Annotated in this window: 16 protein-coding genes and 1 pseudogene; 7 read left to right on the forward strand and 10 right to left on the reverse strand. The window is 72.9% G+C overall.

Annotation, left to right across the window (positions count from 1 at the left end; all coding sequences use genetic code 11):
* The coding region (locus tag C1A33_RS03305; RefSeq protein WP_243407123.1) for a hypothetical protein at positions 1 to 208 on the reverse strand (208 nt) is incomplete at its 3' end.
* Positions 209 to 1,301: 1,093 nt separating this feature from the next.
* Positions 1,302 to 1,955, reverse strand: coding sequence for a mycofactocin system transcriptional regulator (mftR, locus tag C1A33_RS03310; RefSeq protein ID WP_243407124.1), 654 nt, complete (start codon positions 1,953 to 1,955; stop codon positions 1,302 to 1,304).
* A 569-nt stretch (positions 1,956 to 2,524) separates the two neighbouring features.
* Here mftR and C1A33_RS03315 point away from each other — a divergent pair.
* Entirely contained in the window at positions 2,525 to 3,787 is a 1,263-nt protein-coding gene (locus C1A33_RS03315) for an aminotransferase-like domain-containing protein (protein WP_243407125.1), read from the forward strand.
* Between the two features lie 38 nt (positions 3,788 to 3,825).
* On the opposite strand, the pseudogene ddaH reads toward C1A33_RS03315, so the two are convergent.
* Positions 3,826 to 4,773: pseudogene (ddaH, locus tag C1A33_RS03320) on the reverse strand (dimethylargininase); the annotation flags it as partial.
* A 252-nt stretch (positions 4,774 to 5,025) separates the two neighbouring features.
* Between ddaH and C1A33_RS03325 the strand changes: the two are divergent.
* The 3 genes from C1A33_RS03325 to C1A33_RS03335 all read left to right on the forward strand — a co-directional run bounded on the left by C1A33_RS03325 (position 5,026) and on the right by C1A33_RS03335 (position 8,908).
* Positions 5,026 to 5,946: an ABC transporter ATP-binding protein gene (locus tag C1A33_RS03325; protein WP_101830052.1), complete on the forward strand. Its 921-nt coding sequence runs from the start codon at positions 5,026 to 5,028 to the stop codon at positions 5,944 to 5,946.
* 145 nt (positions 5,947 to 6,091) lie between these two features.
* Positions 6,092 to 6,370 (forward strand): GlsB/YeaQ/YmgE family stress response membrane protein, encoded by a 279-nt coding sequence (locus C1A33_RS03330; protein ID WP_207770135.1) that lies wholly within the window; start codon positions 6,092 to 6,094, stop codon positions 6,368 to 6,370.
* 207 nt (positions 6,371 to 6,577) lie between these two features.
* Complete coding sequence (locus C1A33_RS03335; RefSeq protein WP_243407126.1) at positions 6,578 to 8,908, forward strand: serine/threonine-protein kinase; 2,331 nt, start codon at positions 6,578 to 6,580, stop codon at positions 8,906 to 8,908.
* A gap of 89 nt (positions 8,909 to 8,997) precedes the next feature.
* On the opposite strand, the gene C1A33_RS03340 is transcribed toward C1A33_RS03335, so the two are convergent.
* Together C1A33_RS03340 and C1A33_RS03345 are read right to left on the reverse strand one after the other, a co-directional pair.
* On the reverse strand, positions 8,998 to 10,134 hold the full coding sequence (locus C1A33_RS03340; protein WP_243407127.1) for a glutamate ABC transporter substrate-binding protein: 1,137 nt from the start codon (positions 10,132 to 10,134) through the stop codon (positions 8,998 to 9,000).
* Complete coding sequence (locus C1A33_RS03345; RefSeq protein ID WP_101830053.1) at positions 10,131 to 11,858, reverse strand: hypothetical protein; 1,728 nt, start codon at positions 11,856 to 11,858, stop codon at positions 10,131 to 10,133. Before C1A33_RS03345 ends, C1A33_RS03340 begins: the two co-directional genes overlap by 4 nt.
* A 369-nt stretch (positions 11,859 to 12,227) precedes the next feature.
* On the opposite strand from C1A33_RS03345, the gene C1A33_RS03350 reads away from it, so the two are divergent.
* Positions 12,228 to 12,818, forward strand: a complete 591-nt coding sequence (locus C1A33_RS03350; RefSeq protein WP_101830054.1) for an HD domain-containing protein — start codon at positions 12,228 to 12,230, stop codon at positions 12,816 to 12,818.
* Positions 12,819 to 12,865: 47 nt separating this feature from the next.
* Here C1A33_RS03350 and C1A33_RS03355 read toward each other — a convergent pair whose 3' ends face one another.
* Complete coding sequence (locus tag C1A33_RS03355) at positions 12,866 to 13,387, reverse strand: alpha/beta hydrolase (protein ID WP_341477179.1); 522 nt, start codon at positions 13,385 to 13,387, stop codon at positions 12,866 to 12,868.
* On the opposite strand from C1A33_RS03355, the gene C1A33_RS34545 reads away from it, so the two are divergent.
* The gene (locus tag C1A33_RS34545) at positions 13,380 to 13,760 is read left to right on the forward strand and encodes a hypothetical protein (protein WP_165818210.1); all 381 of its coding nucleotides are present in this window, start codon (positions 13,380 to 13,382) and stop codon (positions 13,758 to 13,760) included. The genes C1A33_RS03355 and C1A33_RS34545 overlap by 8 nt on opposite strands.
* Positions 13,761 to 14,595: 835 nt before the next feature.
* Here the strand turns inward: C1A33_RS34545 and C1A33_RS03360 are convergent.
* Both C1A33_RS03360 and bfr read right to left on the reverse strand, forming a co-directional pair.
* Complete coding sequence (locus tag C1A33_RS03360; RefSeq protein WP_101830055.1) at positions 14,596 to 15,207, reverse strand: superoxide dismutase; 612 nt, start codon at positions 15,205 to 15,207, stop codon at positions 14,596 to 14,598.
* A 514-nt stretch (positions 15,208 to 15,721) separates the two neighbouring features.
* Positions 15,722 to 16,201 carry a bacterioferritin gene (gene bfr / locus C1A33_RS03365; protein ID WP_101830056.1) on the reverse strand — a complete coding sequence of 160 codons (480 nt, stop codon included), beginning with the start codon at positions 16,199 to 16,201 and terminating at the stop codon, positions 15,722 to 15,724.
* Positions 16,202 to 16,825: 624 nt separating this feature from the next.
* Here bfr and C1A33_RS03370 point away from each other — a divergent pair.
* Positions 16,826 to 18,025: a hypothetical protein gene (locus C1A33_RS03370; protein WP_101830057.1), complete on the forward strand. Its 1,200-nt coding sequence runs from the start codon at positions 16,826 to 16,828 to the stop codon at positions 18,023 to 18,025.
* A 16-nt stretch (positions 18,026 to 18,041) separates the two neighbouring features.
* Here C1A33_RS03370 and C1A33_RS03375 read toward each other — a convergent pair whose 3' ends face one another.
* Both C1A33_RS03375 and C1A33_RS03380 read right to left on the reverse strand, forming a co-directional pair.
* Positions 18,042 to 19,577, reverse strand: coding sequence for a CoA transferase (locus C1A33_RS03375; protein WP_243407128.1), 1,536 nt, complete (start codon positions 19,575 to 19,577; stop codon positions 18,042 to 18,044).
* Positions 19,578 to 19,700: 123 nt separating this feature from the next.
* A complete protein-coding gene (locus C1A33_RS03380; protein ID WP_101830058.1) occupies positions 19,701 to 20,384 on the reverse strand; it encodes an AIM24 family protein in 684 nt (227 codons plus the stop codon).
* Positions 20,385 to 20,395: the final 11 nt, after the last annotated feature.

Raw genomic sequence — 20,395 nt, forward strand, 5'->3', positions numbered from 1 at the left:
GGATGTCACGGCGGCCGGACCCGGCCTGGTCGGCGATGTAGGTACCGGCGGCGACCGCCAGGGCGACCGGCCACTCGATCAGCTCGATCGCGGCCAGGGTTCCCAGCCCCAGGTAGTAGGCGCTACGACGGGCAGTGGGCAGGGCGACGGGGCCGATGCGCAGCGCGCCGGGAGCCGGCGGCGGGCTGACCTCGAAACGAGCGGTCACGAAGGGTAGGCGCAGCGTCGCGGACCGGATGTCCGCGGGGCCGAGGGATCCTGGCCGCGACGAGGCCGCGCGCCGGGCCGGCGTGGATACCGCCCCCGGCGAGGTCGCCGCCCCCGAGGGAGTTCCCGACGTCGAGGAGGAGGCCCGTCTGGACGCGGAGGCCGATGTCGCGGCGCCTGCTCTGGTGGCGCCGGCCCTCGAGGCACCTGTCCTCGACGCGGATGTCCTCGACGCGGATGTCCTCGACGTCGCCGTCCCTCCGGCGCGGGTTGACCCGGTCGTGGTGCGCGTCGCGCCCGCTCCAGCGCTGCCCGTGGCGGCGCGGCTCGTGCTCGCCCGCGTGGCCGGCGATCGCGTCGTCGCCGCGGACGCCGCCGCCGCGCCCGTCGCGGCTCTGGCCGCCTTCGCCGTGCCCGCCTTCGCCGTGCCTGTCCTGCTCGTGCCTGTCCTGCTCGCGGTCGCTTTCACGGCGCCGGCGCTCGTGCCACGGGCCGCGGTGGCCTTGGCGGCGTTCGACTTCACGGCGCCTCGCCCGGCCGCGTCCCCACCCGCGGCGGCCTGCCGTGCCGCACCCGTCACCCGGGCGGTGGCGGCAGTGGATCGCGCCGAGGTGGAACCGCCGGATCCCGCCGAGGCGCCCGACCTGGTGGTGGTGGGGATGGCGCGGGCTGATCCCGCGGTGCCTGCCGTCGAGGACGAACTTGTCGCGCCCGCGGCGTTCGGACTCCCGTCAGCCGGCGCGACAGTGCCGGGTGACGCGGGCGCTCCGCCGATCACCGAGGAGCCGTTGCGGGTGGCGCCGGTCCCGCCGGCGGCCGGCGTCCCCGACGTGCCGTCCCGGCCTGGTCCCCCCGGTGGGGGTGGCGCCGCGGGCGACACGAACGTGGGGCTGACCAAGGCCCCGCCGACGGTCCCGCGCAGGCCGACGCCGTTCGGTCGGGCGCCGTTCGGTCCGGCGCCGTTCCTGGAGCTCGTGCTTGCCATGGAGCGCTTCCTCCCACCAGCCAGCCAGAGACTACTAAAAGTCATCGGTTCGCTTCGATGGGTGCACAGCCTGGCAGCTGGCGGGCCTTCGCGCTACCGCACGCGGCAATCAGTTGGACGCTTGGTCCGCCGCGAGCCGCCGACCGCCATGCCGATCCGCGACGGCGAAACCGACATGAAGCATCCTGATCGCCTCATCCAGGATGGCGACAAGGTCGGCGCCGTCGGCCTTGAGCCACTGCTCGTAGGCGCTCACCGCCACCCCGAGGTGCGCGGCCGCAACCGCCTGCGGCAGCAGCGCGGCCGTGGGCTGCGCCGTCCGGTGCGCGACGAACTCGGCGACGACCGCGCGCCAGCTCGCGAAACGCAGCGTCGAATGCGCCTGCAGGGCCGGCGTGCGCAGGATCAGCGTCATGCGGCGACGCAGCCAGGCGCCTTCGGCGGACGGATAGGTGTTGAAGTCAAGAATCGCCCGGCGCAGCGCGGTCAGCATCGGTTCGTCCGCCGAGGCGGCGGCGAGTGCCGAGCGCATGACCTCGAGGTGCGCGTCGAAGTTTCCCCAGGCGAGATCGTTCTTGGACGCGAAATACCGGAAGACGGTGCGCCGGCCTATGCCCGCCTCGCGGGCGATGTCGTCGACCGTCGTCTCCTCAAAACCTCGCTCGGTGAACATCCGCAACGCCAGGTGCTCGAGTTCTGACGCGCTGGTGGCGGGCCGGCGACCCGAACGCCGACCGTCCACGATCCGGGCCGTGGTGACCACGTGCCCCTCACCTCACCTCCGCCGCACCAGGTCCTACCTGTCTCGGACTCACGGCGACCGCCCACCCCACCGCTGGCACCGCGAGCTCGCGGACCCTTCCACCGTATCGGTCCCAACCGACACCGAGCGCGATCGCCGGCCGGCGGCGGAGCGTCGCCCGCCTACCGATGAGGAGGAAACACCCGCCACCACCACGAGGAGTAGCATGGCACCCGTCCATCATCTGGGAGAAACAGCCCACATGGTGAGACGGGCCGAGCGAGTTCCCGCTGGAACGCCATGTTTGGTCGCCCGCGACGGGCCGCGACACGCGGTGCGGCGTCGGGAGTTGACGTGCCGGAATGCCGCCGAGATCCGGTGGGCGGTCGGCATGCCGGCGGGCCGCCGGATCTCGGCGCACCGTGTGCGGTCCAGGCCGGTTGGCCCGCCATCCCCGCCCCGTCCTGATCCACGCAGACCCGCGGTCCGCCGATCCGTGCCCGACCATGCGTCCGTGCTGGCGGGACCATGAGTCGACCGGGCATCGGTGCATGCCAGGCCGAATTGGAGTTCCCCTAGCCATGTGTTCCGTGGACTCGCGGACCGCCACGCCGTGCGCCCCCGCTCCCGCACTCGCCCGGCGGGCCGCCGGACTGCGCTCCTCACCCGTGCGCGACCTGCTCGCCCTCACCGCCCGCCCCGAGGTCATCTCGTTCGCCGGCGGTCTGCCCGCCCCCGACCTCCTCGACGCGGCCGGCATCCGGCGCGCCTACGACCACGTGCTCGCCGAGCCCTCCGCGCGGTCGCTGCAGTACTCCACCACCGAGGGCGACCCGGACCTGCGCGCGCTGCTCGCTGGCCGCCTCGCGCGCCGGGGCCTGCCGACGAGCCCCGACGGCCTGCTGGTGACCACCGGCTCCCAGCAGGCCCTGGCACTGCTCGGCACAGCGCTGCTGGATCCCGGCGACGTCGTTCTCGTCGAGGACCCGACGTACCTGGCCGCGTTGCAGTGCTTCGGGCTCGCCGGCGCGCGCGTGATCGCGGTCCCGACCGACGACGACGGTGTGCGACCTGACGACCTCGACCAGGCCGTGGCACGGCACCAGCCGCGGCTGCTCTACCTCGTGCCCACCTTCCAGAACCCGACCGGGCGCACCATGCCGGGACACCGGCGGCGCGCCGTCGCCGAGATCGCCGCGCGACGCGGCCTGTGGATCGTCGAGGACGACCCCTACGGCGAGCTGCGTTTCGAGGGCGCCGCCGAGCCGTGGATCGCCGCCGACCCCATCGCCGCCGACCGCACAGTCCTGCTCGGCAGCCTGTCCAAGACGATGGCACCGGGCATGCGGCTGGGCTGGCTACGCGCGCCCGACCCTCTGCGACGCGCGTGTGTGATCGCCAAGCAGGCCACCGACCTGCACTCCTCCACCATCGACCAGGCCGCCGCGGCGCGGTATCTCCGCGACGGCGCCCCGGCCGACCCGAACCCACCGGCGGTGGGCCCCGCCGCCGGCCCCGACGGCCACGTCCGGCGGATGTGCGCCGCGTACCGCGAACGCCGCGACACGATGCTCGCCGCGCTACCGGCCGCGCTGCCCGCGGGCAGCCGGTGGACGACGCCCCGCGGCGGCATGTTTGTCTGGGTGTGGCTCCCGGCGGGGTACGACGCCACCGCGCTGCTGCCGGTGGCCCTCGAGCACGAGGTCGCCTACGTCCCCGGCGCCGCGTTCTTCGCCGGCCGACCGGATCCCTCGACGCTGCGGCTGTCGTTCACCACGCATCCGCCCGAGCGTATCGCCGAGGGAGTCGCCCGCCTTTCCCGCGCCCTTGGTGGTGCCATGGTGTCCGCGTGAGGGCGACCGGCGCCGGCCGCGCCGCGCAGTTCCAGGGTGGCGCACTTGATCCCGCCGCCCGCGTGGCGCAGTTCGCCGACGTCGATGCAGATTGGGTCGAATCCCCGTGCGCGCAGCGCCGCCGCGAACCGGTGCGCGCCCGCCGGCAGCACGACGTGACGTCCGTCGCTGACCGCGTTGAGCGCGAGGAGCAGCGCCTCGTCCTGCGGCACCGTGATCGCGTCAGGGAACAGACGTTCCAGGTGGGCCCGGCTCGGCGCGTCGAACGCCGCCGGCAGGTAGGCGACGAGATCCTCGTCGAGGACACACAGCGCGGTGTCGAGATGGTAGAAGCGCGGGTCGACGAGCCGCAGTGGATGGATCGGGCGTCGCAACAGGGCGGCCACCTCGGCGTGGGCGGCGGACTCCGTGCGAAAGCCCATACCGGCGAGGATCCCCGCGCGGGTGAGCAGGAAGTCGCCCTCGCCCTCGTTGACGTAGCGGGGCCGATGAGCGCCCCGGGGCGCCAGGGCGGCGAGCCTGCGCAGGTAGAGATCCTCCTCCTCGCGGCGATGCGGGAATCGAAACCGCACCCCGACCGCGCGCCCGTCCACGACGACCCCGCCGTTCGCCGCGAACACCATGTCCGGCAGCCGAGGACGCGGCTCGATCAGCTCGACGGTGTGCCCGAGGCCGCGGTAGAGCGCCTGCAGTGCCTCCCACTGCGCGCAGGCCCGCGCCGCGTCGACCGGTCTGTCCGGATCCATCCACCAGTTGATGGCATAGCGGACGTCGAAGTAGGTCGGACGACACATGAGGTAGCGACGAGTGATCGCCCGGCGGCGGACCGCCACTCCTGCCGTCATCGCCGACACATCCTTCCCTGCCTGCGGGCCCTGCCTGCGGGCCCTGCCTGCGGGCAGGCGCTCCGAGAGGACGCCCGCCCAGGGCGCCGACCTGGTGGCCGGTACCAGCCGAGGAACCGGCCCCGCCCGCACGACCAGCATCGCCCCACGACGCTGCCCGTCCGGAAGGGTGGAGAGGACGACCACGATGCCTGTGCGCCCGCCCTTGCCGGGCTCGCCCCGCACACCGCGCCACCTCCGCTCCCCGATGTTCCCGTCCAGCGGGATCGCCACGCGCTCGGCGGGCCTGCGCGGCGCCGCTCGCGACACCGATCACGGCGCCTCCACCCCGCACCGCGTCGTCGCGGCCCGCACCGGCGCGGTCGCCTCGCCCGGGCCCACTGGCGTATCCGCATGACCACGCGACCCGCCTCCACCACCGGACCGGCCACCACGCCCACTCCCCCGTCCGGCGCTGATCCCGTACCGGTTCCGCGGCTCGCGGCCCGGTCGACGACCCCGCGCCCGCCCGTGCTGCGTGCCGACGCCGTGTCCTTGATCCGCGACGGGCGCGAGCTGCTCACCGAGATCGAGCTCACCGTGCGACCGGGGGAGCACTGGGCGCTGCTCGGCCCGAACGGCGCGGGCAAGAGCACCCTGCTGAGTCTGTGCGGCGCCGTGCGTCATCCCACCCGCGGCAGCGTGGAGGTGCTCGGCCACCAGCTTGGCCGTGTCGACGTGCGTGCGCTGCGCGGTTGGATCGGGCATGTCGACCCGCGCCATCCACTGCGCAGTCCGCTGACTGTCGAGGAGGTCGTCCTGACCGGGGCGACCGGCTCCGTCGAGCTCGTCCCCCGTTGGCGCCCGACGGCCCGCCAACGACGACAGGTGGAGGATCTCCTCGCCCTGCTCGGCATCGCCGCGATCCGCGAGGCGCGTTGGCCGGTGCTCTCCCAGGGGGAACGAGGCCGGGCGCTCATCGCGCGGGCGCTGATGCCCGAACCCCGGCTCCTTCTGCTCGACGAGCCCGCGACCGGGCTCGACGTCGCAGCCCGGGAACGCCTGCTGACGAGCATCGAGACGCTGGCCGACGAGCTCGGCGACCTCGCGAGCGTGCTCGTCACCCATCACCTCGAGGACCTGCCGATCAGCACCGGGCACGCGATGCTGCTGCGCGGCGGACGAGTGCTGGCAGCCGGGCCGGTCGACGACGTGCTCACCTCGGAGCTGGTCAGCGCCTGCTTCGATTACCCGATCGAGGTATGCCGCACCGAGGGGCGATGGTCGGCGCGGGCACCACGGCGAGCACGTAACCAGAAGGGCCGACCTTCCTGACTCGGGCCCCACCCGCGTGTTCTTTCGCGAAAGCGGCTGTTTGACAGATATCTCCCCGGGGACATCTCCGCGCGATCATCCGGCGAACAGATGGGCGGCGCACCCCGCACCGCCGCCGGCCACGACACAGACAGCGGAGGTCCCCGTGCTCTGGTTCATCATCAGCATGATTCTGCTCGGACTCGTGGCGGGCGCGGTCGCCAGGCTCCTCGTTCCCGGCCGGGACCCGCTGAGCATTCCAGCGACGATCGTGCTGGGCATTGTCGGCTCGTTCGTCGGAGGATTCCTCGGATTCGCGCTGTTTGGTCACGACTTCGACGAGGGTGCCTTCCAGCCTTCCGGTCTCATCGGCTCGGTCATCGGGGCGATCATCGCGCTGCTCGTCTACCGGGCGGTCCACGGTCGCCGGCCCGTCCACCACTGACCCCGTCCGGGCGGACCCAGGTCACCACTGACCCGGGTCCGTCCGGTGGCTCGGCGCGACGGAGGCCGCCGCCCATGTCAGGCTGTCAGCGCACCCGTGCTTTCACCCTCGGCTATCGCCGCGGGCGAGCGGTGACGGAGGGCAGCAGTCAGTGACGGCGGCCGCGTGCCAGCCGGTGGGGCATGGTCGCGCGGACGGGCGGTGGTCATGGCGGAGCACCAGGACGGTCAGCGGGACGGCACGTCGTCGCCCGGCAAGCGCGACCTGACGCCGCGCTCACCGCGGCACGGCCCGCCCCCCGGCGAGGCAGGCGGCACGCAGCGCTGGTTCGAGCCGACCGAGCCCACCCGGGGCATGTTCACCGGTTCCCCGCGACCCGGCGACGGCGGCAGCGAGGAGCAGGCGATCGCCGCGGGTGCCGTCCCGGCGCCGCGCGCAGTGATCGCACCCCGGGGAGCGCCCCGGGATCCGCTGCGCCTGCCCCGTCGGATCGGGCCAGCGCCCGGCACCACGCCGCCGCTGCTGGACGCCCCCAGTGTCCCCATCGGGCTGCGGGAGTGCGCCGGGTGCGGCGCGCCGGTGGCCCGGCCCGGCCCGTCGGGCGCGGTGGCGCTCGACGGCGTCTGCGAGGGCTGCGGCCACCGCTACTCGTTCACGGTGAAGTTGCGGCCCGGGGAGCGCGTGGGCAGGTACACCGTGCACGGCGTGATCGCTCACGGCGGGCTGGGCTGGGTGTACGCGGCCACCGACGACAACCTCGGCGGAGACGACGTCCAGGCGTGGGTGGTGCTCAAGGGGCTGCTCGACGCGGCGAATCCCGAGGCGCGGCGCATCGCGGAGGGCGAGCGACGGATCCTCACCACCGTGTCGCACCCAGCGATCGTGAAGATCCTGGACTACGTCACGCACGATGGCGAGGACTACATCGTGATGGAGTACGTGTCCGGACTGTCCCTGACGGCACTGGCCGAGGCGGGCCCGCCCAGCGCGGATGGCCGCCCCGTGCCGCCCGTGGTGGCCGACATCCTGCGCTATCTGCTGCGCGTCCTGCCCGCCCTGGGACATCTGCACCGTATGGGACTGGTGTACTGCGACTTCAAGCCGGACAACGTGATGATCACCGCGTCGGGCGTGAAGCTGATCGACCTCGGCGGTGCCCGCCGCCTGGACGATCGTGTCTCCGGCTATCTGTCCACGCCCGGATACCGCGCTCCCGAGATCGACGACGACGGCGAGCGGCCGGCAGGCGTGGACCGGGCCGCGCCCTCGGTGGCGACGGACGTCTTCGCGGTCGCCCGGACCCTCGCGCGGCTTGTCCTGGGCCGCTTTCCCGGCTTCGTCGACGCCTACCGGCACGTGCTGCCCCCGCGGCGCGCCCATCCCCCGCTGCGCGAGTTCGAATCGCTGGATCGGCTGCTGCGCCGCGCCACCGCGACCGATCCGCGGCGGCGCTTCCCGAGCACCACCGAGCTCGCCGACGAGATGGTCGGCGTGCTCTACGAGATCGTCGCGCGCACCGAGGGCCCGGTCCCGCCGCTGGCGAGCCGATGGTTCGATGCCGCCGGGCATCCCACCGGCGAGGCCGGTCCCGCCGGACCGCCCGCTGCCTGGGAGGTGCTGCCCGACCTGCGGATCGACCCGGACGATCCGCGTGCCCCGGCGCTGGCCGCCGGACCCGACGAGGACCCGGCCGCCCTCGCTGCCCGGCTCGCCGCGGTCTCGCCGGTGACCACGGAGGTCCGTCTGTCACTCGCCCGCGCCGCGATCCGGGCCGGGCACCTCGAGCAGGCCGCGCGGACCCTGGATGACGCGGCCACGGCCGCGCCCCAGGAGTGGCGGGTCGACTGGTACCGGGGCCTCGCGGCGCTGGTGGGCAGGTGCCCGGGACTCGCCGCAACGGCCTTCGACCGCGTGTACTCGCAGCTGCCGGGCGAACTCGCACCCCGGCTCGCGCTCGCGACCGCGCTGGCCGACGTGGCCGCTCGGGCGGGTTCGCCGGCCGAGCGGGCGGCCGCCAGGGAACGCGCGGCCGCGCTGTTCGACGTCGTGAGCGTCATCGATCCGGGCGTGACCAGCGCCGCGTTCGGGCTGGCCCGCTGCCGCACCGACGCGACCGGCAAGCTCGACGCCTACCAGCGCGTGCCTCGCTCCTCCTTCGCCTACACCGCCGCCAGGGTGAGGATGATCGGCGTACTGGTCGACCGCGCCGGACGCCCGGACGTACCCGGCGTGAGCCTGGCCGCCCTGCTGCGGGCCGCGGCGATGCTCGCCGATACCCTGCTGGACCTGGGTGAGAGGCGCCGCGCCGAGCTGCGTCGCGACATTCTCGCCACCGGGCTCACGCTGCTCGCCGAGGGCACGCTCACCCCCGACGCCTCCCGTCCCCCGACGCTGCTCGGCTGCCCGCTGGTCGAACGTGACCTGCGCTTCGCCCTCGCCACGACCTACCGGGAGATGGCCCGGCTCACCAGTGACCGCGCCGCCCGGGTCCAGCTCGTCGATCGGGCGAACCACGCCCGCCCCCGCACGCTGTTCTAGGACGTTCTAGGACAGCCGGGGTCCTGCGTTCGGAGCCCGTGGCGAGCAGCCAGCCCGGCCCCTCGGGCGCCCGCGCCACCCGGAGGCACTCAGGACGCGAGGTCGGACAGCGGTGGTCGGCCGGGTACCCGCAGCCCCGGGCGTAGCCACTCGTCGTACAGCCGCGTCCACGTGCCGTCCGACATGATCTGCCGCAGGACCCCGTTCACGAACGCGACGAACTCGTCATCGCCCACCGCGTCCCCGGTGATCGGCATCGCGATGCCGTACGGCTCATCGAGCTGCCCGCCGGCCGCGAACGCCGCGCCGAACGCCGGCGGGCCCAGCACGGTGGTGTAAGGGTCCTGGGCGGCGAGTCCCGCGAGCAGAACATCGTCACCGACGATCGCGTCGACGTCGCCGTACTGGAGGGCCACCAGGCAGTCGGCGATGCGCGGGCGGGTCACCGGCCGCGGCGCGGGCGGGGGCACCCGCGCCAGCTTCTCGCTGGCGGTGCTGCCCGCCGAGGTGCACACCGGGCGGCCGGCGAGGTCGGCCAGGTCGGCGATCCCGGCGTTCTGCCGCACCAGCAGTCGCAGGGTGGACTCGTAGTACACGCTGGAGAAGCGGACCTGGCGCTTGCGCTCACAGGTGATGGTCATGGTGGCGACCAGCATGTCGACCATGTTCGACCGCAGCAGATCCTCGCGTTCGGACGTGGTGACCGCGCGGAACTGGATGTGGTCGTCGACGTCCGCGGGCCCGAAGATGGCCGCGGCCACCGCGCGGGCGATGCCGACGTCGAACCCCTCGAGCCGCAGCGTGCGCCAGTTCATCAGGCCGGCGGGCGGCGCATCGGTGACGATGCCGACGCGCAGGTATCCCCGATCCCGGGCGATCACGCCCATCCGGCTGCCCGGTGGCATGCGCCCGGGCGTGGGCATGGGCCACAGCGGCGGCTCGCTGGCACGCACCGGACGCCCGTCCGCGCGGCAGGTGCCGTCCGGCCGCGCCGCGGCCCCCGGGTCCGACGAGGCCGGGGTCGGTTCGGCGGGCGCCGGAGAGCGCGGCAGCGGGCCGGCCTCGATCGGCAGGGGGCTGCGGGCCGTGCTGCAGCCTGCCATGACCAGGGCCCCGCAGCAGGCGAGCACGATCGCGGCCCGGGCACGCGCCGCCATGCCCTGATCGGCGCGTGGGGCGCCTCGTCGCGCCGCCGCGGCGACGGCGCGGCCGCCCACGCCGCTCACAGATACTCCCGAAGCCGGGGCCACATGCCTGCCACCGCGGCGAGGATCGCGGCGAGGATCAGCGCCGGCGCGCCCAGGCGGAGCCCGCGCAGCGCGCCCGCGGCCTCGTGGACATCCGCCTCGAACCGGCCGCGAGCGCCGTCGATCGCTGTGTCGAGCGTGCCGACAAACCGGGCGAACGCGGCGGTGCCCGGGCCGAGGGTGCGGGTCACCGCCTCGCCGAACGTGTCGGACGTGCGCGGGTCCCCGCCGCTGGAACCGGCGTCGCCGGGACCGTGCGCGGCGGCCACCACGGAGTCCGGCGAGGAGGCTAGCAGGCGGACCACCGAGTCCCGCACCCGCAGCCAGGACCGCAGCTGCGCCTCCAGGCCTGCGGGCAGATCCGCCCCCTGCCGGTTGTCGAGCGCGACGACGAGCGAACCACGCCGGGTGACCGGCTCGGGAGGCAGGCGGTCCCCGGCGGGATCGAATCCCAGTCCCCTCGCCACCCAGGCGAAGTGCTCGTCGAAGCGAACGCCGTTGCCCAGCGCCGCCAGCGACAGGTTCTCGTCGACGCGGGCCTCCAACGCCAGGGTCTTGGAGCGCGCGAGGAGCGTCATCGGGCGGTAGCCGGCGTCGCGGCCGGTGTCGAGCCGGGTCTGCTGGGTGCCGAACGACACCGCCGTCCAGATGATCGCCGTCAGCACCGCCGCGGTCGCGAGAAGCAGACCTGGGTTGATCAGCCGGTTGGTCCTGCGCACCAGCAGCAGTTGCACTCCCAGCAGCGAGCCAAGCGCGAGACCGGCCGTGACGACGACCGCCCATTCCCCGCGCGCCCCGGTGGCTCGCCGGTAGGCGAGGTCCACCGCGTCGGCATACCGCGCGACCAGGACCTCCGTCGCGGGCAGGATCTGTGTGCGCATCATCGTCGAGGCCGCCCGCAGGTTCGCCTCGCCGACGGACAGGCCGGCCCGGTTGTTCGCCCGGGCCCGCTCCACCATCCCGTTGTAGACCGGAATCGCCTCGGCCAGCAGGTCGAGCGGGCAGGCCACCGACGGCGCGCCCGCCGCGGGGCGCGCGGCCGACCGCGTGGGCGGGCCGTGCGCGGCCCAGCGCGCTCCCGGCCGTGCGACCACGCCCGCCGTTTCCCCGGCCGCCGGACCGGGACGCGCGGCCTGTGACGGGATGGCGACCGACGCCTGCGCCGACCAGGGCGGTTCCATACTCCCGGCCTGGTCGGCGTCAGCAGGGCCGTCGCCGTCGGCCCCGCCGGCGGCACCCGGCGCGTCGTCACCAGCGTCGTCCGGATCGGGGACCGCTGGCAGGACAGCCGGACCGCGCCGAGCGCCCCCGTCCGCGGCGCACAGCCCGGGATCGAGACGACGAAGATCCAGGACGTCACGGGCGGACTCGGCGACGCTCGTCTCGAACGGGGCGTCGCTCTTGATCCCGTCATACCGGTGTCGCAACCGCGCGGCCGGCGCGGCGCGGTCCACCAGAAGCTCGACCGAGGTGAAGACCTCCGCGGCGGCTGCCGCATCAGCCTGGGACAGCGCCACACGCAGCTCCTGCGCCGTCGCCAGCGCGCGGCCCTGGTGGGTCACGAGGTCGTCGGTCGCGTCGAGGCGATGGGCGACGACCGCACGCAGGGTGAGACCGAACATTCCGAGCGTCGTCACGAGCACCGCGAGCAGACCGACCAGACGCACCCCGGCGTCGCAGCGCGCCGCGATGCGGCGCGCCATCCACCGCACCCGCCGTCGTGGTCCCGCCCGGGGACGAGAGGGTCCACCCGCCCCTCCCACGCCGCGCCGGCGCAGCAACCGGTCACGAAGGCCGGTTCCTCCGCGCGGTGCCGGGGGGGGCGACAGGACGACCGTCACACTTACCAAGAGTACGCGCCACGACCACTCACGGTAACTCCATATAGGGTTTCGTCCGATTCGGCGGCACGACACCGCGGTGACCGGCGGCGGGCCTGGTGTGAGTGCCGGGAAGCTGATGTGGGTGCCGGGAAGGGAGCGGGCCGCGCCGTGTGCACATCATCGTTCGAGCAGGGTCAGGATGGCTGTGGCCCTGGCCTCCCCACCGGCACGGTTCCTCCGCCGCCGGGAGTGACCGACGCACGTCTGGCGCGCCAGATCGCCTTTCTGCTCGAGATCGACGGCCTGAAGTCCGTCCTGCGCCAGAGCCATCTGATCGACCTGTCCCGGCGGGAGAACGACGCCGAGCACTCCTGGCACCTGGCCATGCTCGCCGTCGTGCTCGGCGAGTACGCGACGGAGGAGGTCGACCAGGCGAAGGTCATCAGAATGCTGCTGATCCACGATCTGGTGGAGGTCTACGCCGGCGACACGTTCCTCTATGACACGCGCGGAGTCGCTGAGCAGGAGGAGCGCGAACGGGCCGCCGCGGACCGGCTGTTCCCCCAACTACCCGATGACCAGGCGGTGGCGCTACGGAGGCTGTGGGACGAGTTCGAGGAACGCCGCACGCCCGATGCCCGCTTCGCGCGCGCGCTGGACCGCGTCCAGCCGTTGCTGCTGAACTTCTACACCCGTGGCGCCAGCTGGCGGGCGCACCGCGTCACGAAGGCGCAGGTGCTGGCCCGCCGACAGCTGATCGAGGACGGCTCGCCAGCGCTGTGGGAGTACATCCAGGTCATGATCGACGAAGCGGTGCGCCGCGGGTACCTGCTCCCCTGATGCGGCAACGCCGGCGCAGCAGGGGAGCAGGAGTCGGGGCGTGCGGTTCAGCAGTCCCGCAGGGACTCCAGGAACAGCACAGTGCGCGCGGCCACGCTGCGCCGACCAGGCCCGGCCAGCAGGTCGTGGCCGCCGGGGGTGACGCCGAGCTCGGCCCGAGGCGCCGTCCGCGTGGTCATGCGTACCAGCGGCAGCGGGCTGACCTCGTCGTCCGCCCCGTGCATCAGCAGGATCGGCAGGTCGGGCAGGGTCCGCGGCGACGGCTCCTCGACCGGCAGACCGGCCACGGGAACGTGGAGCAGCGGCAGGCCGAGCAGAATCAGGCCGTCGGGCCGCACGGCGGGCGAGCCGACCATCGCGAGGGCCGCGAGCGCGCCGGTATCCGAGCCGAGCAGGACGAACGGCACACCCGGCACCCTGGTCTCCACGACCGCCGGTATCCGGTGCGCGCCGTCAGGCACGACGGTGAGCCGGTGACCATCGAGCGCCAGCCGGTCGGCGAGTTCGGTGAAGGCGTCGGCGTTCTCGCCGCGCCCCATCAGCACCGCGACGGTGGAACGGATGTCCACCCGGGAGCCGTCCGCCGGTCCGGATGAACCGCGAACGGGCGAGACGGGCAGGCCCGTCGGCGTGATCGTGGGGGTCGGATCGGTACGCGCGGCCGGAACCCGCGTGGCCTCCGTGGTGCGGAACGCGCCGGTCGACGCCCACACACGCGCGGCGACGGAACCGGCCGCCGTCGCGGGGGCCGCGGCGCGCGCGGGCGGAAGGGTGGTGGGAGGCGTCCTGGTATCGGAATCGGTGGCGAACGGCGGGCGGATCGGCGACATCATCGGCGCCTGGTTCTCCTTCGCGGGAGGACGGATCGCCGCGGCCGTGATCGGCCGGGCGTGCCGCATACGCGGCCATGGGTGTGATGGGCGTCAGGGGATTCGGGGATAAGGACCGTGGCTACGACCGGCGGACCGGGCATGCCTCTCCTACGGGCGGTACCGCGACCGCCCTGTCGGCTCACCGTCGGTTCCGGGGCCCGTGGCGAGCGTGGCGGCGGGGTGGGTCCAGTGCCGTCGAGGCGACACCGCGGCCCGGGTGGCCGGGCGGTCGGACCGTGTCCCACTCTGCCTGTGGTGACGGCTTCGGCAGGACATGGGGACGGCTGCCGTGATCCGCTTCATCCCACGCCGCCGCCCTCCGCCGCTGGGAGGACGAAAGGGCCGGCGACCCGCCGCATCCCGAACCGTGGAACCGCAGCGCCCATGAGCCGCGGACTCACGACCGAAGCTGCCCTCTCACCGAAGGGGGCGCGCCGGAAGGTGCCAACGCGAGTCGGTGACCATCACCGGGTTCCACCGTCAACGGACGGACACGGCGCGGGCGGACGGTCGGCGGACGGCCCCGACGGGATAGCCGCCGAGAGGGGGAGAGCCCCAAACGTCAGCGACAGCGCCAGGCGGTGAGGGAAGGAAAGGACAGCGGGAAGCTCCCGCATCGACGTCGAACGGACTGACGTGCGTCGACAGACATGTCTACTACTCTCGGTAGTGGAACCGTCTCCCGTCAAGGCGCCCATGGTGTAGTTTACATCACATGTGCACTCGCCCGCGGCGAGGTTCTGCATATCCGGTGGACACAGACCCACGGCAAGGGCATCACCGAGGGGATGCCCTTGCCGTGACCATGCGCGATCCGGGCCCGCGTCGAGGGACACGCCCCGGCCTGCGGATCCGGTCCGATCCGAGGACCCACGACGGTGACCTGAACGTGGGCGCCGACGCTGTCAGGCGGCTGGAGCGCCCTTGGCCTTCGCATAGCGCGCGGCGACGTCAGCCCAGTTGACAATGTTCCACAGGGCTGCCGCGTAGTCGGCCTTGACGTTCTTGTACTGCAGGTACCAGGCGTGCTCCCAGGCGTCGAACACCAGCAGCGGCGTGTTGCCCACGCCGACGTTGCTCTGGTGGTCGTACACCTGCTCGACGAGCAGACGCTGGCCGGTCGCGTCGTAGGCCAGCACGCCCCACCCGGACCCCTGCACCGTCGTCGTCGCGGCGTTCAGCTGCGCCTTGAACCCGTCGAAGGAGCCGAAGTCGGCGGCGATCGCCTCACCGAGCACACCGTCCGGCTTGTCGCCGCCGTCCGGCGAGAGGTTCTCCCAGTAGATCGAGTGGAGAATGTGTCCGGAGAGGTTGAAGGCGAGCGTCTTCTCCAGACCGACGATCGCCCCGAAGTCGCCCTTGTCCCGAGCCTCGGCGATCTTGTCCAGCGTGTCGTTGGCGCCCTTGACGTAGGTCGCGTGGTGCTTGTCGTGGTGGAGCTCGACTATCTGCCCGATGATGGACGGTTCCAGCGCGCCATAGTCATACTTCAGATCCGGCAGCGTGTACGTCGCCACTAGCGCACGATCCTTTCCATTCGCAAGGGATTCGCCCGGGGGTGCCCGGTGGGGGCTCCGGTCGATTCAGGTGGAGGCTCGACACGACGGCGACGGCCACCTGGCCCGGCGAGACGCCTGGTGGGAGCTGGCGAGACACAACAGACCCTCCCCTCCAGCCGGCCGCCGAGGCGGAAACCCGTGGACGTCGACGTCAGGTGCCGCGATCCCCGACAGGACACTATCTCCCACGGGATCGGTTCTGCAGAGCGAGGACCGGATGCCGTCGCCGGGAGGAAGTACCCGAGCCCGCCGCGGAACAACAGCACGTGACGATCACAGAACAGTTCGTGAAGGACCATGCGCGCTCGACCCCACACGCCCAGCGGAGAGGGACCACTACGGAGCCATAGCAATCCGTCGGGCTCGACCCACCCAATCCGCCCCCCGCACCCCGCACGCCTCATCCCGACGCCCGTGGCCCCGCCGCCGGCCGCGTCGGGGCCCTCGCCACGACGACGCTCGGGCACCGCCGTCAGTCGTCGTGGATCTGCTGGCTGAGGTAGTGCGCCGCGCCCACCTGCGAGATCAGCTCGAGCTGGGCGTCGAGCCAGTCGATGTGCTCCTCCTCGGAAACGAGGATCTCCTCGAGCAGGACCGCCGAACCCACGTCGCCGCGCTCCCGCGCGAGCGCAATTCCACGGCGCAGGAGGTCCACCGCTTCCAGCTCGCCCGCGTGGTCGATCTCCAGCTGCTCGGGCACGGTCTCCCCGATGCGCAGGGTATGCAGCCGCTGCAGGTTCGGCAGACCACCGAGATAGAGAACCCGCTCGATGAGCTTGTCGGCGTGCTTCATCTCGTCGATCGACTCGTGATAGTAGTGCTCAGCGATTCGACGATAACCCCAGTTTCGCTGCATCCGACTGTGCAGGAAATACTGATTGATGGTCGTCAGCTCATTGGTCAGCACACTGTTGAGCAGTTCTATGATTTCCGTGTCACCACGCGTCGCCATCGATAGCCACCTTTCTGCCGACCGTTTCCCGCCGGGCCTCACGGACCGCCACAGCGGCTCGACACCTACAGAACCAGCCCGCCACCCACCCCGGATGCCCCACGATCTGCGACGACGGCGACACAGGACCGCCGGCCGGGCCGAGCTCACGGACCTCCCGACATCAGCAAATCACACGGATAGGGAATTCGCAGGGAAGCGAGCCGCCGGAGCCGACGTAGTTCCAGGACCGCAATACAGGTAAGGCTGCCTGAAGTTAGGGGAGGCTACCCAGAGGTGGTTGCCGCCCACGGTCCGAGGTTCCCAGCCTCCACACCGCGCGCCGACGATCACCCGCCGCGGGCGCCCGCCCATCAGCCCGGCGGGCCTCACCACCGGGAATCCGGACGCCGGATATAACGCCGATCCGGCGCCATACACGTGCAACGACGCCGCATTCAGCAGACTCCACTCCGAACACAGCGGCCTGCCGGCGGCCGGCCGCGCACCTCCCGCCGCCACCTTCGACTACTGCATGTAGTGTCATCATTGCGTAACGTCGCGATGATGCTGGCTGGCTCTGATCGGCGGACATCGCCGCGCGCTGGTCCCGCCAGCCCGGACGGGTCGGGAGGTGTAGCGTCGATGTCCACAAGCCAGCGCTTCACCGCCACGCTTCTGCTGCTCTGCGCCGTGTGCGGCGCGCTCGGCCTTACCGCGCTGCGCCGATCCCTGGGATATCCCGAGGTGCTCACCGCGTCGTCCGCGGATTCCTTCTCGGCCGTGCGCGAGCACTGGCTCGCGATCTGCGTCGGCCTCGTGCTGTGCGGCGTCGCCGCCGGCCTCCTGGTGCCGATCACCGTAGGACTGGTCCGGCTCCTCCCACCAGGGCCCGAACGGTCCGCGCTGACGGTGGTGGCGGCCGCCACCACCGGCGCCCAGCTGACCGGTCTGCTGTTCTGGCTGGTGTCCGTGCCGGCGCTGGCCCGACGTGCGGCCATCCCCGCCGAGGCCGACCGCGCATCGGCCGTCTTCGACGCCGCGCGATCACTGTTCGGCGTCATGGTCGGCGAGGTCCTCGCCTGCCTGCTCCTCGCCATCTGGTCGGTCGCCCTGATCGCCAGGGCTGCCCGAGCCGGTGTCGTGCGCCGCTGCGCGGGCCGCGCGTCGCTGTCCGTGCCGGCACTCGCCCTGCTCGCCGCCCTGGGAGGGCTCGCCGCGGGTGGTGTCCTCGGCGGGGTGCTGCTTCCCTTCGGAATCGACGCGGCGGTCACCGGTCGCGTGGTCGGCCAGCTGATCTGGTACCTGTGGCTGGTCGGCCTCGCGGTCGTGGTCTGGCATCTCGAGCCAGGCCAGCCGACGCAGACCGGGTCAGACCCATGGGAGCGGACACGCGCCGCGGCTCCCACCGCGCCGACACCACTGCCGCGTGAGGGCAGCGCGCCCAGCTGGGCTGACCCGGCCCGAGAGAGGCATGCCTCGGCAGGTGCCGAGGACGGCCACGGAGGAGGCAGCGGCTCATCCCCCGTGGCAGACCACCGTCCAGACGATCGCTTCTTCGACGCCGCCACAGAGATCAACGGGCCGATCACGAACCGGCGCGCCGCTGACAGGCCTGCGCTGCGGGCCGCACCCCAGCCCGCCGGCCGCTTCCTCGGCGACGACGCGCCCACCGAACCGGGCGTGGACGCGACCTTCCTGTCCCACGGGTCACCCGGCAATCCCGATCAGCCGGCCACGCCGGATACGGCCGGGTGCCCGGGCATCGGCGGGACCGCCCGCCGCGGCACTGACGGGAGCGACCAGCCCGCAGGTGCCGGCGACCCCGCGAAGGATCCCCGGTGACCCGAGAGGGCAGCCCTCAGCGCGGACCGAGCTCCTCGAGGACGGCCTGTGTATGCGCGCCGCTGCTCGGGGCGCGCCGTGGGCGGACCTCGTGTCCCGCGCCGTCCACCCACGGTGCTCGCGGCGGGAGAACGCGCTGGCTGCGGCCCGCCTGCGCCACCATCCAACCGTCCTCGTCCGATCCGGTGACCTGCCAGGGTGGCGGGCGGTGGCCGCGGGGCGCGGATGGCGAGTCGGCGACCCATGCGGACACGTCGCGCAGGGGGACGTCCAGAAGACTTCCGCCGCCGCGGGCAAGCGACGCGACGACCGCGAGCGCGGCGAACAGGCCTGTCAACGGATCGGCGATCGCGTCGCCGCAGAACACGGGCGACGCGGCGGCGCCGGAGCGCTCCCAGGCGACGAGGCCACCACCGACAGCGGCGTCGTCCCCGAAGGACACCGGCTGCGCGCCCCGGCCGGCCACGCCGTCGCCGCGTCCGTATCCGGTGATGCTCAGCCAGACCTTCCCGGGCTGGACGGCGACGGCGCGGGCCGCGTCCAGGCCGAGCTGTTCGAGCGCACGCGGCCGCGACGACTCGATGACGACATCGGCTTCGTCCACCAGCCGGTGCAGCCTCGCCCGGCCGGACTCGCTCTCGAAGTCCAGGGCGACGCTGCGCTGGTCCTCGTGCAGCCAGTCGTAGAAGTCCGGATCGCCCTGTCGGGCACCGTCCGGTCGCCGCGCACTCTCCACCTTGATCACCCGCATTCCCACCTGGCCCAGCAGGCGGGCACACAGCGGGCCGGCCCACATCGCCGAGAGGTCGACGACGAGGGGACCCCCATGACCGGAGCCCACTGGCCCACCGGGACGGGCTCCTGGAACCGCAACGCGCCGGACGGGGCTCGGCCGCCGCCCGGTGCGCAGCACGGAGGCTGGAATCGCGAGCAGGTGGGCCATGTCGGCGACCTCGCCCGCAGGTAGTCGCCGCACAGCCGCATCGAGCACCTGCCACGCCTGATCCGTGACCTGAGCACCCGGTTGCGCCCGCGGGTCCGGACAGGCGGGTGACGTGCCAGCTCCGACGTCCTGGCCAAGCACCCCTACCAGCGCATCGATCGCCTCCACATCCGCTGGACGGGCAAGGTTCACGGCGATCCAGTCGTCCGCGGTGCGCAGCAGCCGGCAGCTTCCGTTCGCCGAGGTCCGCCCGGCGCGCCGCAGTCCCATCAGCGCGGCGCGCCCCCCAAGCAGGCTCGGCACGTCCGGCACGACGGCGTGGCCCATCTGGCCTGCCAGCGACGCGAACAGCCGGGCGGCCGCCACCGCGCGGCCAAGCACCGGGGCCCCAGGGGCGAGTGGGGCACGCCGTGGCTGACCAGTCAGCCACATCAGCCCGCTCTGCGCCCAGGCGAGGGCGGGCGCGTCGTCGAACGGTCCGGCCGGCACCGCACGTGCTGCGACGAGGCCACGAGACGTCTCGAGCAGGCCCTGGGCGGTGAGCACCGCACCCAGCTCGTCCAGCGGATCGGGCGACGGCGCGTCAGCGAGCGGCGCCGGAGCGGCCACGGTGGCGCGCGTATCGTCGGGCGCTGGCGTTGAACCTCGCGACGACATCGGGACTCCCCCACGCGCGGGCGTACCGGCACCGGCCAGGTCCGGGCGCCGGCGATCGGTACTCGTCAGCGCCGGTCAGTGGCGTTCCGAACCGGTCCCTGCGGCCGGGATCTCACCGCACTGGACGACGACGAAGCCACCGCGGCCGGTGTACTCGACCTGGGCGAGTTCACCCGAGCTACGGCCCACCAGATTACCCAGCTTGAAGGTCGACACGACACGCGTGCGCACTCCCGCCGTCCAGGCGACCGCGGCGTCACGGTCGACGCACACCGGCTCGTCCGTCGCCAGCACCAGCGGCGACCCCAGGCACAGGACGGCGACTCCGCCGGTACCGGAGACCTCCGTGTTGAACACACCGCCGGCCACCATCGCGCCGAGACCCCCCGATGTCGTCGTCACCTTGAACCGGAGGCCGGATTCGAGCGCCAGCAGGTTACGCCCGTTGACGGTCAGACTGTCTCGGTCCAGATGAAAGATCGACACATGGCTGCCCGACTCCGCGAACCACACGGTTCCCCGGCCCGACACCTTCATGAGGTCCTGGCCCTCGCCCGTCACCGCCCGGCGCAGGAATCCCCCGACGCCCTGACCCTTGTAGGCGAAGTCGACGCGGCCTCGGTAGGCCACCATCGATCCCTGTTTGGCGTACATCTCGCCGCCGTCGAGGCGGGCGCGCACCATGCGCTCTCCCTCCTCGAGTGCGAACGGCGGTCCCGCGTCCTGACCGCTCGCATGGTGACCCAGCGGAAGTGTCATGAATCCATTGA

The sequence above is a fragment of the Frankia canadensis genome (assembly GCF_900197875.1).
In the GTDB taxonomy this organism is placed as follows: domain Bacteria; phylum Actinomycetota; class Actinomycetes; order Frankiales; family Frankiaceae; genus Frankia; species Frankia canadensis.